The sequence below is a fragment of the Streptomyces sp. 12E genome, assembly GCF_055633275.1.
In genome coordinates, this window is record NZ_JBVNCJ010000001.1 from 2,442,968 (window position 1) to 2,457,617 (window position 14,650).

Here is a 14,650-nt window from a genome sequence, read left to right on the forward strand (position 1 = left end):
CCCCCCGCTCGGGGCCGGTCGGCTGCGGCTCCGTCGTACCCGCTCCGCGTCGTGACGCCGGGAGGCAGGTCGTGAGGCCGGACGACAGCACGGCGGACGACTGGTTCGCCGAGTTCCTCGACTTCGGCGTGGGCGTCCTCTCGCTCGTCTGCCTCAGCTGCTCGGTGATCTGGGGGCTCGTCGCCCAGGACCGGATCCTGCTGGGCCCCCGCCAGCGGATCCTGGCGCAGGCGGTGCACCGGACCACCGCGGTCGCCTCGATCGCCTTCCTGCTGGTGCACATAGGCATCAAGCTGGCCCTGGACCACACCACGTGGATCGCCGCGTTCATCCCCTTCGGGCTGGCGCTCACGAACGACGAGGCCGTCGCCGGCAGGTCCTTCCTCATCGGGCTCGGCACCCTCGCCGGCCTGCTGATGATCTTCGTGGGCATCACCGGCGTACTGCGCAACCGCTTCGCCTCCCCGGCGCCGGTCGCGGCCCGCTGGCGGGCGATGCACATGCTGGCCTACCCGGCCTGGTGCGCCGCGCTGGTGCACGGCCTCTACGCGGGTCGATCGGCGAAGCCGGTCTTCCTGATCCTCTACGGGCTGTCCCTGGTCGGTGTCATGGCGGCCCTCGCCGTGCGCGCCTCCCCGGCCCGTGTGAAGCGCAGGATCGCCGACCGGGTCACCGCGCTGCTCGGCCTCGCCGACCGGCAGCGGGGCCGCGAGGAGCGGTGGGAGGAGAGCAGGTCCGGGGCGACCGGGTCCCTCCCGCCGGGATACGGCGACGGGCGCCCGCGCGGCGACGGCGACCGGCGCGGCGAACGCCCGCTGTACGAGACCGCCGAGCGCGCCCCCGCCCCGGAACCGGCGAACGGCTTCGCGGCCGCCTACCGCGCGCTGTCGACGCCCGGCCGCCCGCCCGCCGGGCAACAGCCCCTCGCCGACGCGACCGCCCGCATGGAGCTGCCGCCGGACATGCGGCCCACGGAGGCCGTCCCGCGCGTGGACGGTCCCCCCAGCACCTCGGGCAACTGGCCGATCCCGTCCCCGCCGCCGGTCGGCGAGGCCCCGCCGTCGGCGTACGACCCGCTCCAGGACACCGGATACACCATCCCGGCCCATGACAATTCGGCCGCCTCCGGCTTCGGTTCGCGTGATGTGCGCGACACCGTTGAGACGAACGGCCTCTACGCCACGTACAACCCGGGTGACACGTACAACAGCGGTCCCGCCGATGAACCACTCCCCGGTGCGTCGCCCTCGTCGTCCTACGACTTCGACGCACCGGGCTCGGGCGAACCTTGGAACACGCCGTCCGGAGGCTACAAGTGAACGAGGCCCTGCCCGACGTACCCGAAGTCCGCGTGGTCGGCCTTCCCCAGCTCACGTCGGGCTTCGACCTTGTCGACCGGCTCGATCTGCCCATGCACCTCAAGGTGCACGGGCCGCTCGAGCCCCTGGGCGGTGAGCAGCTCGCGCAGCTCGCCGAACGCATCAACCTCAGGGGCCGCGGCGGCGCGGGGTTCCCCTTCCACAGGAAGCTGCGCTCGGTCGCCGAATCGGCGATCAAGCGCGGTGTCCGGCCGGTCGTCGTCGTCAACGGCAGCGAGGACGAGCCGGCCTGCCGCAAGGACACGGTGCTGATCAACCGTGCCCCGCACCTCATCCTGGACGGCGCGCTGTTGTGCGCCGAGGCGATGGGCGCCCGCACGCTCGTGGTGGGGGTCACCCGGGAGTCCACCCAGCGCTCCATGGAGGCCGCGCTCGCCGAACGCGGCCTGAACAACGGACGCCGCTCCGCGCTGCGCGCCCGCGTGCAGCGCAACCCGGTCCGCATGGTCACGGGCGCGGCGGCCTCGCTGATCCGCTCCATCGACGGCGGCCCGGCGATCCCGCCGGGCCGCAAGGTCAGCGCGTCGAGGAACGGCGTCGGCGGCGCGCCCACCCTGCTGTCCAACGCCGAGACCTTCGCCCAGCTCGCCATCGCCGCCCGCATCGGCCCGGAGCGCTACGGCAACACCGGTCTGTACGACGAGCCGGGCACCGTGATGCTCACGGTGTCCGGGGCGGTGGCCCGCCCCATGGTGATCGAGGTGCCGACGGGTGTGCCGCTGCGCTACGTCCTGCAGCTCGCCGGCGCCCCGCCGGTGCCGCAGGGGGTGCTGACGGGCGGCTACCACGGCAAGTGGATCGACGCGGCGACCGTCAACGAGGCGATCATCTCCCGCAACTCCCTGGACGCGGTGGGCGGTTCGCTGGGCGCGGGCGCGATCCTGCCGATCGGTCAGGACACCTGCCCGCTGGGCGAGTCACTGCGGGTGGCGCAGTGGCTGGCGGAGGAGAGCGCGGGCCAGTGCGGACCCTGCTACCTGGGGCTGCCGGCCGCCGCGCGCGGCCTCGAGGACATCCTGGGCGGCGGCGGTCCCGCCGCCCTGGAGGCGGTCAAGCAGGTCGCCAGGAACGTGAAGCGGCGCGGGGCGTGTTCGCACCCGGACGGCTCCGCGATGTTCCTGGAGTCGACCGTCAAGGCGTTCACCGACGACCTCGCCGCGCACGTCCTCGGCAACGGCTGCGGACGGCCCGTGGCGGGCGTCCTGCCGCTCTTCGAGGGGGGCAGGGCCCCCACGGGCGTCCCGGGCGGCGGGGAGGAGAACGGGCCCAGCCGCCGGAAGATCTACGTCGACTGGACGCTGTGCCGGGGCCACGGCCTGTGCGCGGACATCCTCCCGGAGGTCTTCCAGCTCGGCGCGGACGGCTTCCCGACGGTGGCTCAGGCCCAGGTGCCGCGTTTCGCGGAGGCGAAGGCGCTGCGGGCGGTGCGCCGCTGCCCGGCACTGGCCCTGCGCATCGAGGACGAGGCGCCCCAGGCCAAGGCGCCGTCCCGCAATCTGCCGGTGCTCTCGCAGGGGCGCGGCCGGCGCGCCCTGGGGCGCTGACACGGGTCCCGGGCCGCTGCGGCGGTCCGGGACAACCGGAGACCGGGACAACGGCAGAGGGCGGACCATCCGTTCGGATGATCCGCCCTCTCCTTCTGTGGAGCTAAGGAGAATTGAACTCCTGACCTCCTGCATGCCATGCAGGCGCTCTACCAACTGAGCTATAGCCCCTTGCTGTCATGCGGCGGAGCCGCATGTCGTTCGCGTCGCCCGGTTTCCCCGGCGGCGACGCCAACTTTACACGGTCGACCCGGTCCAACACCAAATCGGTTTCGCTTCGCTCGCCCGTGTCCCGAAATGCCCCCTCATATGGAGGCCTACGCGGTCACGAACGAATAGAAGCGCTTGAGCGTGCAGTGCTCCTCCAGCAGCCGACCGTAGATCGGCTCCCCCTCGAGCTCGCGGTATGTCTCGATGGGGTCGCCCTTTATGATCAGCGCCCGCGCGCATTCCTCGCACCAGTACTGGTAGTCGGGGTTGAGCGGCTCCATGTCCCGGACGATCGGCGTCCCGCTGCCGCACCAGTCGCACTTCCGCCTGTGTGCACCCATCGGTCAGCTCCAGCTGTGGCCGCAGGCCGTGCACGCGCAGGAGACCCCGCCGTCGTCGCCGAGCACCTGGGCGACGTGCGCGGAGCCGCGGGAAGGACAGCCGAGGCGGGCCGAGGTCCGTCGCGTCGACACCGCTCCGAGGAGGTGGTCGACCTCCTCGAGGATGCTCGCAGGCATCACAACTCCCTCCCGTAGGGCCGCGCCCCCTTCCGGCCGTTTGATTCTGCCACGGCCGGGCCGACACGGTCAGCGACGCCGTGGTACCGGTCAGGACACGGCTCGACGCCTCGTAGGGGTATACGCGCGCCGGGAGCGTGCCGCTCACCGACGGACAACGAAAGATCCCGCCTCCCTGAGGGAGGCGGGATCTTCGTCATGTGGAGCTAAGGAGAATTGAACTCCTGACCTCCTGCATGCCATGCAGGCGCTCTACCAACTGAGCTATAGCCCCTGGTTGCCACACGAGGTGACCTCCTGGTGTTCCGTCCCGCTCGGCGGGGCGAACAAGAAGAACTCTAGCCTGTGACCTGCCGGAAAGTGAAATCCGGGTCCCGGGGCGCCCCGGGGCCGGATCGGAGCGCTCTCAGTCGTCGTCGCCGAGCACCGGTTCCGGCAGGGTGCCGGCGTTGTGCTCGAGCAGCCGCCAGCCCCGGGCGCCCTCGCCGAGGACGGACCAGCAGCAGTTGGTGAGACCGCCCAGGCTCTCCCAGTTGTGCGGGGCGAGTCCGAGCAGCCGGCCGATGGTGGTGCGGATGGTGCCGCCATGGCTGACCACGACGAGCGTGCCGTCCTGCGGGAGCTTCTCGACGTGCCGCAGCACCACGGGGGCGGCACGGTCGGCGACCTCGGTCTCCAGCTCGCCACCGCCCCGGCGGACCGGCTCGCCGCGCTTCCACGCGGTGTACTCGTCGCCGTACCTGGCGATGATCTCGTCGTGCGTCAGACCCTGCCAGACGCCCGCGTAGGTCTCCCGCAGGGCCTCGTCGTGGGTGACGTCCAGGCCGGTGAGCGCGGCGAGCTCGGCGGCGGTGGCCACGGCCCGTTTCAGGTCGGAGGCGACGATCGCGTCGGGCTTCAGCCCCGCGAGGAGGCGGGCGGCCCTGCGGGCCTGGGCGACGCCGGTCTCGGTGAGGTCCACGTCCGTGGAGCCCTGGAAGCGGCGCTCCACGTTCCAGGACGTCTGGCCGTGCCGCCACAGGATGATGCGGCGGCCCCGGCGCGCGGCCCCGCCCACCTCGCCGGTGGCGCTCACCACTCACCGTCCGGCTGTGCGGCCTCCTCGGCCTCCTGGAGCTTCGCGTGCTCGGCGGCCTTGCCGCGGGTGGCCTTGGCCTCCTCGGGCAGCTCCAGCTCGGGGCAGTCCTTCCACAGTCGCTCCAGGGCGTAGAAGACGCGCTCCTCGCTGTGCTGGACGTGGACGACGATGTCGACGTAGTCGAGCAGCACCCAGCGGGCCTCGCGGTCGCCCTCGCGGCGGACCGGCTTGGCGCCGAGCTCCTTGCTGAGCCGCTCCTCGATCTCGTCGACGATCGACTTGACCTGGCGGTCGTTGGGTGCGGAGGCCAGCAGGAAGGCGTCGGTGATGGACAGCACGTCACTGACGTCGTAGGCGACGATGTCGTGCGCGAGCTTGTCGGCGGCCGCCTGGGCGGCGGTGGTGACGAGCTCGAGGGAACGGTCGGTTGCGGTCACTGCGAGGCTTTCGGTCGGTGGACACTTGCCCCCAAGGGTCTCACGGACCGCCGGGCGCACCCCACGCGATGACGGAGGGTGCGCCCCGTGTGCCCTACGTGCCGGGGTCGTAGTCCTGGCCGAGCACGACCGAGACACGGGCGTTCGCGAAGACCTCGCCCTTGGTGACGGAGTCGGCGGACAGGCCCAGGGTCTTGGCGACCTCGGTGGCGTTCTCCTTGTCGGCGGCGTCCGCGTAGACGACCTTCGAGGCGGACTCGGCGGCGCCGGCGGCCCCCGCGTCCCGGAAGGTGAAGCCGCCGTTGAGGAGCACTACGCGGGCCTTCTCGGTGCGGTCGTCCACCCCGGTGGCGTTGCGCACGGAGACACTGACGGCGGCGTCCGGGTCGGGGCTCTTGGCGGTGCCGCCGAGGACGTCCTCGACCACGCTGTCGCTGGCCTGGGCGGTGAGCGTGCCGTCGTCCTGCACGGGCAGCACGGCGGTCCTGTGGTCGCCGCCCTTGGCGCGGTCGGAGAGCCGGGCGAGGAAGGAGCCGAGGTCCTTGTCGGTGAGCGGCGGCTCGATGATCTGCCCGAGGGTCTGGACGGTGGTCGTGGCGGCGTCCGGGTCGGAGGTCATCTTGCGCAGGACGCCGTGCAGGACCTGCCCGAACCGCTCCAGCTGGGCGTTCTGGGCCTCGCCGGAGCCGCGGTGGGTGGCGTAGGCGACGGCCGACTTGCCGCTGAGGACCTGGCCCTTCCCCTTCCTGACCAGGGGCGCCTCGCCCTTCTTGGCATCCGGGTCGGGCACGTCGGTGTCGGTGTCGACCTCGATGTTGCCGACCAGGTCGACGAGGGTGAGCAGGAAGGGGGTGTCCAGCCGCCAGGTGCCCTCGATGTCGGTGCCGAGGACGGTGTCGAGGGCGGTCCTGGTGCCCTCGGAGCCGTCGTCCTCGACCGACTTGGCGAGCGTGGTGGTGGTGCCGTCGTCGGCCGTCAGGGCGAGGGAGTTGGGCAGCAGGACGGTGGTGCCCCGCTCGGTGGTGGTGTTGTCGACGAGCAGGGCGGTGGCGGTGCCGCCGCCGGTGGTGTCGTGCAGGTGGACGACGATGACGTCCCGCTTCTGCGCGCCCGCGGCCGTCGTGGTGCCCGTGCCGGAGCCGGAGCCGGACAGGCCGGGCAGCTTCCCGGCGTACCAGAGGTAGCCGACGCCGCCGGCCACGACCAGGGCGAACACCACGACGAGGGCGATGATCCGGCTGCGGGCGCGGCGCTTGGCCTCCTCCCGGCGCTCGGTGCGGTTCTCGGTGAACTTCATCCAGTCGATGACGTCCTCCGAGTCGCCGTCGGGCTCCTCGACGAAGGCGAACTGCTCGGTGCGGTACTCCGGCGCGGGCCCGTCGGGGCCCTGCTCGTCGTCGGCCGGGCCGGGCTGCTGCGGGATGTGCGCGGTCTGCTCGGTGACGCGGGGCTGCTGCCCGGTGTGCGCGGTCTGCCCGTAGGGGTCGTACGGGGCGTCCTGGCCGCCGTGGCCGCCCTGCTGGGTGCCGTAGGGGGCGTAGGAGTCGTAGGACGGGTCCTGCGACTGCTGCGGGGCCCCGGTCCCGTAGGGATCGTACGAGGGCTGCTGGTGTCCACCCGCGTGGTACGGGTCGTAGCCGTAGCCCTGCTGCTGGTACCCGTCGTACTGCTGGGCCTGCTGGGCCTGCTGGCTCTGCTGGTCCGCGGCCTGGCGGTAGACAGGCCGGCCGTACTCGTCGTAGCCGACGAGCTCGTACGGGGCGCCCCCGTCGGCCCCGTACCCCGCGTCGTATCGGTCGTTCACCGGTGCCCCTCTCGGCTCACTCGCCGCGGTACAGCTCGCGCTTGTCGATGTAGCGCACGACTCCGTCCGGCACCAGGTACCAGACGGGCGCCCCCTTGGCGACTCTCGCACGGCAGTCCGTCGAGGAGATGGCGAGGGCGGGAACCTCGACGAGCGAGACGCCGCCCTCGGGGAGGCCCGCGTCGGTCAGGTGGTGGCCGGGCCGGGTCACGCCGATGAAGTGCGCCAGGGAGAACAGCTCCTCGCTGTCGCGCCAGGTGAGGATCTGGGCGAGGGCGTCGGCGCCGGTGATGAAGAACAGGTCGCTGTCCGGGTTGAGCGCGCGCAGGTCGCGCAGGGTGTCCGTGGTGTAGGTGGGGCCGCCGCGGTCGATGTCGATGCGGCTCACCGAGAACTGCGGGTTCTCGGCCGTGGCGATGACCGTCATCAGATAGCGGTCCTCGGCGGCGGAGACCGCGCGGTGGCTCTTCTGCCACGGCTGGCCGGTGGGGACGAAGACCACCTCGTCGAGGCGGAACTGCGCGGCGACCTCACTGGCCGCCACCAGGTGCCCGTGGTGGATCGGGTCGAAGGTGCCGCCCATCACGCCGAGACGGCGCCTGCCCTGCCGCGCCTGGCCGCTGCCGGGGCCGGTAGGCATGTCCTGCTCTCCCATGCGTGCAGACCCTACCGGCCCGGCCCGGGGACCCCGTCCGCGAGGGCGGCCGGAGGGAGGTTCAGCGGTCGCGGTTGAAACGGGTGGTGATCCACAGCAGGAGCAGCAGGACGAACAGGGCGCCGCCGCCGGTGAGGTAGGGGTTGAGGCTCGCGTGGTTGCCGCCGTGCTCTCCGCCCTCGGCGGCAAGGGTGGCGAACTGGGCAGCGGTGCTGTGGATGCTCATCTTCGGCAGGACCTATCGCGTGTGGGCGGGACAAAGACGTCGGCTCATCGTAAGCGGGCGCCTTCGCGCCGATCACGCCGACTCCGCCGTCGCGGGCTCGGGGACGGGTGGAAGGAACCTTCCCCGCCGCTCGATCGTCCTTCCGGCTGTAGCCACGCAACAGGAACCACGCGGCGGGCGCCCGGCCCGCCGTCCTCACGATCAGGAGCACCCGGAGCAGGATCCCCCCGCGCCTCCCCGGCCGTCCCGTCGTCCGTCACCGCCCGTCCACGGCGACTCCGCCTGGGCCGGGCCTCGCCGCGAGGGAGCGAAGGGTCGCACGAGGGGGCCGCGAAGGGTCACCCAGACGCACATGGGGGACACATGTCCGACGGCCATCAGCACAACGGGCACGAGAGCGTGCCGAGCAGGCAGCGCAGGCGCTTCCCCGGGATCTCCACGCGGGCGTACGAGCATCCGGCGGACCGTTCCGCGCTGGTGGCGCTGCGCAAGCTGACCGGTTTCGACACGGTGTTCAAGGTGCTGAGCGGTCTGCTGCCCGAGCGCAGTCTGCGGCTGCTGTTCCTGTCCGACTCGGTGCGGGTCTCGGACCGGCAGTTCGCGCACCTCAACGACATGCTGCGGGACGCCTGCTACATCCTGGACCTGGAGAAGGTCCCGCCGATGTACGTCAAGCAGGATCCGAATCCGAACGCGATGTGCATCGGCATGGACGAGCCGATCATCGTGGTGACCACCGGTCTGGTGGAGCTGCTCGACGAGGAGGAGATGCGGGCGGTCGTCGGACACGAGGTCGGGCACGCGCTGTCCGGGCACTCGGTGTACCGGACGGTCCTGCTGTTCCTGACGTCGCTGGCGGTCCGGGTCGCGTGGATCCCGCTCGGCAACGTCGCGATCATGGCGATCGTGACGGCGCTGCGCGAGTGGTTCCGCAAGTCGGAGCTGTCCGCGGACCGCGCGGGGCTGCTGGTCGGCCAGGACGTACGGGCCTCGATGCGCGGTCTGATGAAGATCGCGGGCGGCAACCACCTGCACGAGATGAACGTGGACGCGTTCCTGGAGCAGGCCGAGGAGTACGAGGCGGGGGGCGATCTGCGCGACTCCGTGCTGAAGATCCTCAACGTGCTGCCCCGCTCGCACCCGTTCACCACCGTGCGGGCGGCCGAGCTGAAGAAGTGGGCGGCCTCCCGTGACTTCCAGCGGATCATGGACGGTCACTACCCGCGCCGTGAGGAGGACAAGGACGCCTCGGTGCGGGAGTCCTGGCGGGATTCGGCGAGCAGCTACGCGGACGAGGTGCGCACCTCCAAGGATCCGCTGATGAAGCTGGTCAGCGACATCGCGGGCGGTGCCGGGGATCTGGGCGGCCGGGTCCGCCGCGGCTTCGGCGGGTTCACGTCCTCGGAGCCGAAGCCGCCGAAGCCGGGACCGCGGGAGCCGGGTACGGCGCCGGGCGCGGAGGGTGACGAGCCGCCACGCGACGGCGCGTAGGGCCGCCCAGATCCCCGGGTCGGCGGTCGGCGGTCGGCAGGGACCCGCGTTCCCCGTCCGCGTCCCGGGGCTCCCCCGCGGGATGTCCCACCGCTCCCGCGCGCGGCGCCCGGGGAGGACGACGGGTGGGGAGCGCGCGGGCCCGTGCGGTACGCGACGGGCACGGCGCCGCCCGCCGGAACGACGCGGTGCCCCGGCTCACAGCTTCGGCTGCGCGCCCGGGGCGAGGGATCCGCACAGGGCCGGGGTGCTGCCCGTGGCGTACGGGTCGGTGCCGGCGGGGGCGGTCTCCCCGGCCGTCCGGCCCGCCAGCAGCGGGCGCAGCCGGACGGCGGAGTCCTCGGCGCAGGACAGCGGGCCGGCCTGGACGCGGGCGACGACGAGTTCCGCCCGGTGCAGGCGCAGGTCGTCGCGGTCGAAGCGGAAGTGCAGCTCGCGCCGGACGGTGAACAGCGACGCCGCGGCGTCCCGGTCGGCGCCGGCCGGACGCAGCGCGTAGACGAGCGTGTGGTCCGTGGTGACCTCGAGGGTGGCGGAGTCGGTCTCGGCTGCCCGCATGGTGCCCTGGACCCGGATCCCGTGGTCCGCCAGCCGCACGCTGGCGGGGTCGAAGCGGACCAGCCATCCGGTGGGTGCGTGCCGTCCGTCGGCGGCGGGCCGGTCGAAGCTCTGGTCGAACTGGTCCAGCTGGCCGGGGTCGAGCAGCACCCGCACGGGCCGGGTCTCGCCGCCGGTGAGCACGCCCGGGTCGAGGGCGGACCGCACGATGTAGTCCTTGGCGGTGAGCAGCGCGGCCACCACCTGGCCGTCGGAGAAGTGCGCGGTGCGCCGGGACGCCGGGAGCGGCACCCCCTCGGCTCCGGGCCGGAACTGCGCCGCCGGACTGCTCGCGTACAGCTGTTCGACGTCGGCGGTGCCGGGGACCTCGTCCCGCGGGGCGAGCGGGATGACGGTCATCCGCAGCGGCTCGGCGGGTGCGGCGGCGGGGCTCCGGTAGGGGTGGCGCACACCCATGTAGACGGCGGTGCCGAAGGCCACGGCGATCAGCAGGACCAGGATCAGCGCCTGCCGGGGCAGGCCGCCGCGGCTCCGCGGCGGGCGGCGGCGCACGGCGGGCGCGTGGTCGGTGATGCGCTGCTCGGCGGAGTACTCCTGGAGCCGGGCAGCGCGGACGAAGGACTCGTCGAAGACGACGGACCTGTACTCGTCCTCTCCACCTCCGGGGGCTCCCTCGGGCGTCCCCTCGGGTGGGTCCGAAGGCCCTCCCATATCTTCAAGGGTAGGTCCGGGGAGGTTCCGGTAAACGCCCCGCCCGGGTCAAGTTCTGACAGGTTCTCACCAGGCCGGCGCCCGGTCTCAGGGGCTGCCGCGCGGGATCACCGGAACGGTCGGCTGCGAGTAGTCGGCCGACGCGGAGGGCTCCGCCGTGCCGCCCCGCTCCACGCCGGTGGTGGGCGGCGGGGCCGGGTCCTGGCGCTGGGAGGACGCTCCCCGGTAGACGGCCGAGAAGGCGAGCGCGACCATGCCGACGCCCATCACCAGGGCGAGCATCCAGGCGACGGGGCGGTGCCAGCGCACCTGCCTGCCGTACGGGCCCAAAGAGCCCTGGCCGCCCTCCGGGACGTCCTCGGCGTCGTCCGGGTCGTCGTAGCCGGAATCGCCCCGGCAGCCGCCGTACCCGTCGTCGTACCGGTCGCCGCGCGCATGGGCCCGGCGGGCCTCGGCCTCGGCTCTGGCCTGTGCCGCGGCCAGGAGGCGCTCGACGGCGGTCGGCTCGTGCACCTCGGCCGCCCGTACGAAGGCCTCGTCGAAGACCACGGAGGCGAACTCTTCGTCCGACACCCCGCGGTCGTGGTCGTCGTCGGGCTCCCGGCCGTCACGGAACGGCGTGCCCCCCACGTCCTCCGGCACGGATCCAGAGTAGACCTGGGGGGTCATTTTGGGCAGACGGTATGGAAATTCATCCGTCCGGTGAGACGGTCCCGCCGTCGTTCCTCCCGCGTGCGCGGGTCAGCGCCGTACGTGACCGTCGCCGGTGACGATGTACTTCGTGCTGGTCAGCTCGGGCAGGCCCATCGGCCCCCGGGCGTGCAGCTTCTGCGTGGAGATGCCGATCTCCGCGCCGAAGCCGAACTGGCCGCCGTCGGTGAACCGGGTGGAGGCGTTCACCGCGACCGTGGTGGAGTCCACCAACTGGGTGAAGCGGCGGGCGGCCTGCTGCGAGGTGGTGACGATGGCCTCGGTGTGGCCGGAGGTCCACAGCCGGATGTGCTCGACGGCCCGGTCGAGGGAGTCGACGACGGCGGCGGCGATGTCGTGGGAGAGGTACTCGGTCTCCCAGTCCTCCGTGGTGGCCTCCACGACGGTGGCGCGGGAGTCCTTGGCGTACGCCATCACGCGTTCGTCGGCGTGCACGGTCACCCCGGCGTCGGCGAGGGCGTCCAGGGCGCGCGGCAGGAACTCGGCGGCGATGTCCTGGTGCACCAGGAGGGTCTCGGCGGCGTTGCAGACGCCGACCCGGTGGGCCTTGGAGTTGACCAGGATCTCCACCGCCGTGTCGAGGTCGGCCTGCGCGTCGACGTACACGTGGCAGTTGCCGGTGCCGGTCTCGATGACCGGGACGACGGACTCCTGGACGACCGTGTTGATCAGCGAGGCGCCGCCGCGCGGGATGAGCACGTCGACCAGACCGCGGGCGCGCATCAGCTCGCGCACGCTGTCCCGGCTCTCGCCGGGCACCAGCTGGACGGCGTCGGCGGGCAGCCCGGCGCCGTGCACGGCGTCGCGCAGGACGCCCACCAGGGCGGTGTTCGACCGGTACGCGGAGGACGAGCCGCGCAGCAGGACCGCGTTGCCGGACTTCAGGCAGAGGGCGGCGGCGTCGACCGTCACGTTCGGACGGCCCTCGTAGATGATGCCGACGACGCCGAGCGGCACCCGGACCTGGCGCAGGTCGATGCCGTTGGGCAGCGTGGAGCCGCGGACGACCTCGCCGACCGGGTCGGGCAGCGCGGCCACGTCCCGCACGTCGGCGGCGATAGCGCGCACCCGCTCGGGGGTGAGGGTGAGCCGGTCGATCATGCCTTCACTGGTGCCGGCCTCGCGGGCCCTGGCCACGTCCTGGGCGTTGGCCTCGACGATTTCACTCGTACGGACCTCCAGCGCGTCCGCGATGGCGAGCAGCGCGTCGTCCTTGGCGGCCCGCGGCAGCGGCGCGAGGGTGGCGGCGGCGCCCTTGGCCCGGTAGGCGGCCTGGCTGACCGGGGACATCGAGTCGTACGGCGAGAGCGTGGTCATGGAAAAAGGGTAGTGCGGGCGGCGGGTCCGGCCCGCGGTCATCCCGAACCCCGAGACACGGGCTCAGAACGGGTGGACTCCGACGGGTGTCGCCAGGACCGGTCCGTACCCCGCCGCGACGCGCTGGTGGTAGGTGGCCCGGTCGATGACCTCCAGGCCGACGATCTCCCAGGGCGGCAGGCCGGCGGTGCGGCGGTGTTCGCCCCACAGGCGCAGCGCCACGGCGGCCGCGTCGTGCAGGTCGCGGGCCTCCTCCCAGTAGCGGATCTCCGCGTGGTCGTCGGCGTAGCGGCTGGTCAGCAGGAACGGGTGGTCGTGGGCGAGCTGTTCCAGTGCCCGCCGGACCTCCGCGGCGGGGGCCGGTGCGCCGGAGACGCTGAGGGTCACGTGCCACAGGCGGGGCAGGTCCCGGGGTCCGCCGCCGTCCTGGAAACGGTCACCGGCGGCGACGCCGCTCAGGGCGCGCTCGTCGCCGGCCGCACGGGAGCCGGCACCGCGAGACGGTGTCGTCACCGGGCGCACTCGTCTCACGACGGCCTCCTTCACGCGCGGACCCACCCGGTGGTCGGGCGGATGTGTCCTCGCAACAAAGTGGAGCAGGCCGCCGGGGATCGCGGGGCACTTTTGCGGAACGTCCACCACCGAGGGCGGGCGTTTCGGCACATTACGGATGCAGGACCACCAGATCGTCCCTGTGTACGACCTCACGTTCGTACTCCGGTCCGAGGTCCCGGGCGAGTTCATGGGTCGAGCGGCCGATCAGGAGGGGAATCTCCCTGGCGTCGAAGTTGACCAGCCCCCGGGCCACCGCCCGCCCCTCGCCGTCCCTCAGCTCCACCGGGTCGCCCGCGCTGAACTCGCCCTCGACGCCCGCGATGCCGGCGGGCAGCAGTGACTTGCGGCCCTGGACGACGGCGCGGACCGCGCCGTCGTCCAGAGTGATCGCGCCCTGCGGGGTGGAGGCGTGCTGGAGCCACAGCAGCCGGTCGGCGGAGCGGCGGCCGGTGGGGTGGAAGTAGGTGCCGGTGTCGCCGCCGGTGAGGGCGTCGGCGGCGTGCACCGCGCTGGTCAGCACCACCTGGACGCCCGCGGCGGCGGCGATCGAGGCGGCCTCGACCTTGGTGACCATGCCGCCGGTACCGACGCCCGCCCTGCCGGCGCTGCCGATCTCCACGTGGGCGAGGTCCGCGGGACCCCTGACCTCGGCGATCCGTGAGGTGCCGGGGCGGGCCGGGTCGCCGTCGTAGACGCCGTCCACGTCGGAGAGCAGGACCAGCAGGTCGGCGTGGACCAGGTGGGCGACGAGGGCGGCGAGCCGGTCGTTGTCGCCGAAGCGGATCTCGTCGGTGGCGACGGTGTCGTTCTCGTTGACGACCGGGAACGCGCCCATCGCCAGCAGCTTGTCCAGGGTGCGGGAGGCGTTGCGGTGGTGGGCGCGGCGGCTCATGTCGTCGCTGGTCAGCAGCACCTGGCCGACCCGGACGCCGTAGCGCGCGAAGGAGGCGGTGTAGCGGGCGACCAGCAGCCCCTGGCCGACGCTGGCGGCGGCCTGCTGCCGGGCCAGGTCCCTGGGGCGGCGGCGCAGGCCCAGCGGGGCGAGCCCGGCGGCGATGGCGCCGGAGGAGACGAGGACGATCTCCCGTTCCCCTCCACTGCGCACCTTCGCCAGCACGTCGACGAGCGCGTCCACGCGATCCGCGTCCAGACCGCCCGCCGCGGTGGTCAGCGACGAGGAGCCGACCTTCACGACGATCCTGCGCGCCTCGCCCACGGCCTGCCTCGCCCCTGCCACCTTGCCGCCCGTCCCTCACGTCGATCGATCGCCCACCAGGCAATCTACGCGAAGCGGATCGGACGGCGCTCGGTCGTTCCAGCTTCCGGAACGGGCCGGTGCGGGTCACCGCGCCGTCACGGCTCGCGCGCGGGGAGGGAGCGCGCCGGGCGAGGGCCGGGCGCGCGGGTCCACGGCCGTGCCGGTGCACCGCCGAGCCCGCCGCGTGGTGGGCGCTCC

15 protein-coding genes and 2 tRNA genes are annotated in these 14,650 nt (G+C 72.9%); 3 read left to right on the forward strand and 14 right to left on the reverse strand.

The window, feature by feature from the left end:
- The first annotated feature begins 71 nt into the window (after positions 1 to 71).
- The gene (locus tag ACZ8ZB_RS11480) at positions 72 to 1,319 is read left to right on the forward strand and encodes a cytochrome b/b6 domain-containing protein (protein WP_470737614.1); all 1,248 of its coding nucleotides are present in this window, start codon (positions 72 to 74) and stop codon (positions 1,317 to 1,319) included.
- Positions 1,316 to 2,923, forward strand: coding sequence for an NADH-ubiquinone oxidoreductase-F iron-sulfur binding region domain-containing protein (locus ACZ8ZB_RS11485; protein WP_470737615.1), 1,608 nt, complete (start codon positions 1,316 to 1,318; stop codon positions 2,921 to 2,923). Before ACZ8ZB_RS11480 ends, ACZ8ZB_RS11485 begins: the two co-directional genes overlap by 4 nt.
- A gap of 98 nt (positions 2,924 to 3,021) precedes the next feature.
- Here ACZ8ZB_RS11485 and ACZ8ZB_RS11490 read toward each other — a convergent pair.
- The 9 genes from ACZ8ZB_RS11490 to ACZ8ZB_RS11530 form a co-directional block, all read right to left on the reverse strand.
- Positions 3,022 to 3,094 (reverse strand) — tRNA-Ala (locus tag ACZ8ZB_RS11490).
- Between the two features lie 146 nt (positions 3,095 to 3,240).
- The gene (locus ACZ8ZB_RS11495) at positions 3,241 to 3,474 is read right to left on the reverse strand and encodes a hypothetical protein (protein ID WP_019523121.1); all 234 of its coding nucleotides are present in this window, start codon (positions 3,472 to 3,474) and stop codon (positions 3,241 to 3,243) included.
- 3 nt (positions 3,475 to 3,477) lie between these two features.
- Positions 3,478 to 3,651, reverse strand: a complete 174-nt coding sequence (locus ACZ8ZB_RS11500; protein ID WP_470737616.1) for a hypothetical protein — start codon at positions 3,649 to 3,651, stop codon at positions 3,478 to 3,480.
- Positions 3,652 to 3,852: 201 nt separating this feature from the next.
- Positions 3,853 to 3,925 (reverse strand) — tRNA-Ala (locus ACZ8ZB_RS11505).
- 132 nt (positions 3,926 to 4,057) lie between these two features.
- Complete coding sequence (locus ACZ8ZB_RS11510; RefSeq protein WP_470737617.1) at positions 4,058 to 4,726, reverse strand: histidine phosphatase family protein; 669 nt, start codon at positions 4,724 to 4,726, stop codon at positions 4,058 to 4,060.
- Positions 4,723 to 5,166, reverse strand: a complete 444-nt coding sequence (gene rsfS / locus ACZ8ZB_RS11515; protein ID WP_470737618.1) for a ribosome silencing factor — start codon at positions 5,164 to 5,166, stop codon at positions 4,723 to 4,725. The genes ACZ8ZB_RS11510 and rsfS overlap by 4 nt, the downstream gene beginning before the upstream one ends.
- A 94-nt stretch (positions 5,167 to 5,260) precedes the next feature.
- Positions 5,261 to 6,970 (reverse strand): LytR C-terminal domain-containing protein, encoded by a 1,710-nt coding sequence (locus tag ACZ8ZB_RS11520; RefSeq protein WP_470737619.1) that lies wholly within the window; start codon positions 6,968 to 6,970, stop codon positions 5,261 to 5,263.
- Between the two features lie 16 nt (positions 6,971 to 6,986).
- Entirely contained in the window at positions 6,987 to 7,625 is a 639-nt protein-coding gene (nadD, locus tag ACZ8ZB_RS11525) for a nicotinate-nucleotide adenylyltransferase (RefSeq protein ID WP_470737620.1), read from the reverse strand.
- Positions 7,626 to 7,686: 61 nt separating this feature from the next.
- On the reverse strand, positions 7,687 to 7,851 hold the full coding sequence (locus ACZ8ZB_RS11530) for a hypothetical protein (protein WP_470737621.1): 165 nt from the start codon (positions 7,849 to 7,851) through the stop codon (positions 7,687 to 7,689).
- A 363-nt stretch (positions 7,852 to 8,214) separates the two neighbouring features.
- Between ACZ8ZB_RS11530 and ACZ8ZB_RS11535 the strand changes: the two genes are divergently transcribed.
- Positions 8,215 to 9,342 carry a M48 family metallopeptidase gene (locus ACZ8ZB_RS11535; protein WP_470737622.1) on the forward strand — a complete coding sequence of 376 codons (1,128 nt, stop codon included), beginning with the start codon at positions 8,215 to 8,217 and terminating at the stop codon, positions 9,340 to 9,342.
- A gap of 198 nt (positions 9,343 to 9,540) precedes the next feature.
- Here the strand turns inward: ACZ8ZB_RS11535 and ACZ8ZB_RS11540 are convergent, their stop codons facing one another.
- The 5 genes from ACZ8ZB_RS11540 to proB form a co-directional block, all read right to left on the reverse strand.
- Positions 9,541 to 10,611, reverse strand: coding sequence for an SCO2583 family membrane protein (locus tag ACZ8ZB_RS11540; protein WP_470737623.1), 1,071 nt, complete (start codon positions 10,609 to 10,611; stop codon positions 9,541 to 9,543).
- A gap of 87 nt (positions 10,612 to 10,698) precedes the next feature.
- Complete coding sequence (locus ACZ8ZB_RS11545) at positions 10,699 to 11,253, reverse strand: SCO2584 family spore wall biosynthesis protein (protein ID WP_470737624.1); 555 nt, start codon at positions 11,251 to 11,253, stop codon at positions 10,699 to 10,701.
- A gap of 99 nt (positions 11,254 to 11,352) precedes the next feature.
- Entirely contained in the window at positions 11,353 to 12,639 is a 1,287-nt protein-coding gene (locus tag ACZ8ZB_RS11550; protein ID WP_470737625.1) for a glutamate-5-semialdehyde dehydrogenase, read from the reverse strand.
- 63 nt (positions 12,640 to 12,702) lie between these two features.
- The gene (locus ACZ8ZB_RS11555) at positions 12,703 to 13,170 is read right to left on the reverse strand and encodes a hypothetical protein (RefSeq protein ID WP_470737626.1); all 468 of its coding nucleotides are present in this window, start codon (positions 13,168 to 13,170) and stop codon (positions 12,703 to 12,705) included.
- 133 nt (positions 13,171 to 13,303) lie between these two features.
- Positions 13,304 to 14,431 (reverse strand): glutamate 5-kinase, encoded by a 1,128-nt coding sequence (proB, locus tag ACZ8ZB_RS11560; RefSeq protein WP_470737627.1) that lies wholly within the window; start codon positions 14,429 to 14,431, stop codon positions 13,304 to 13,306.
- Positions 14,432 to 14,650: the final 219 nt, after the last annotated feature.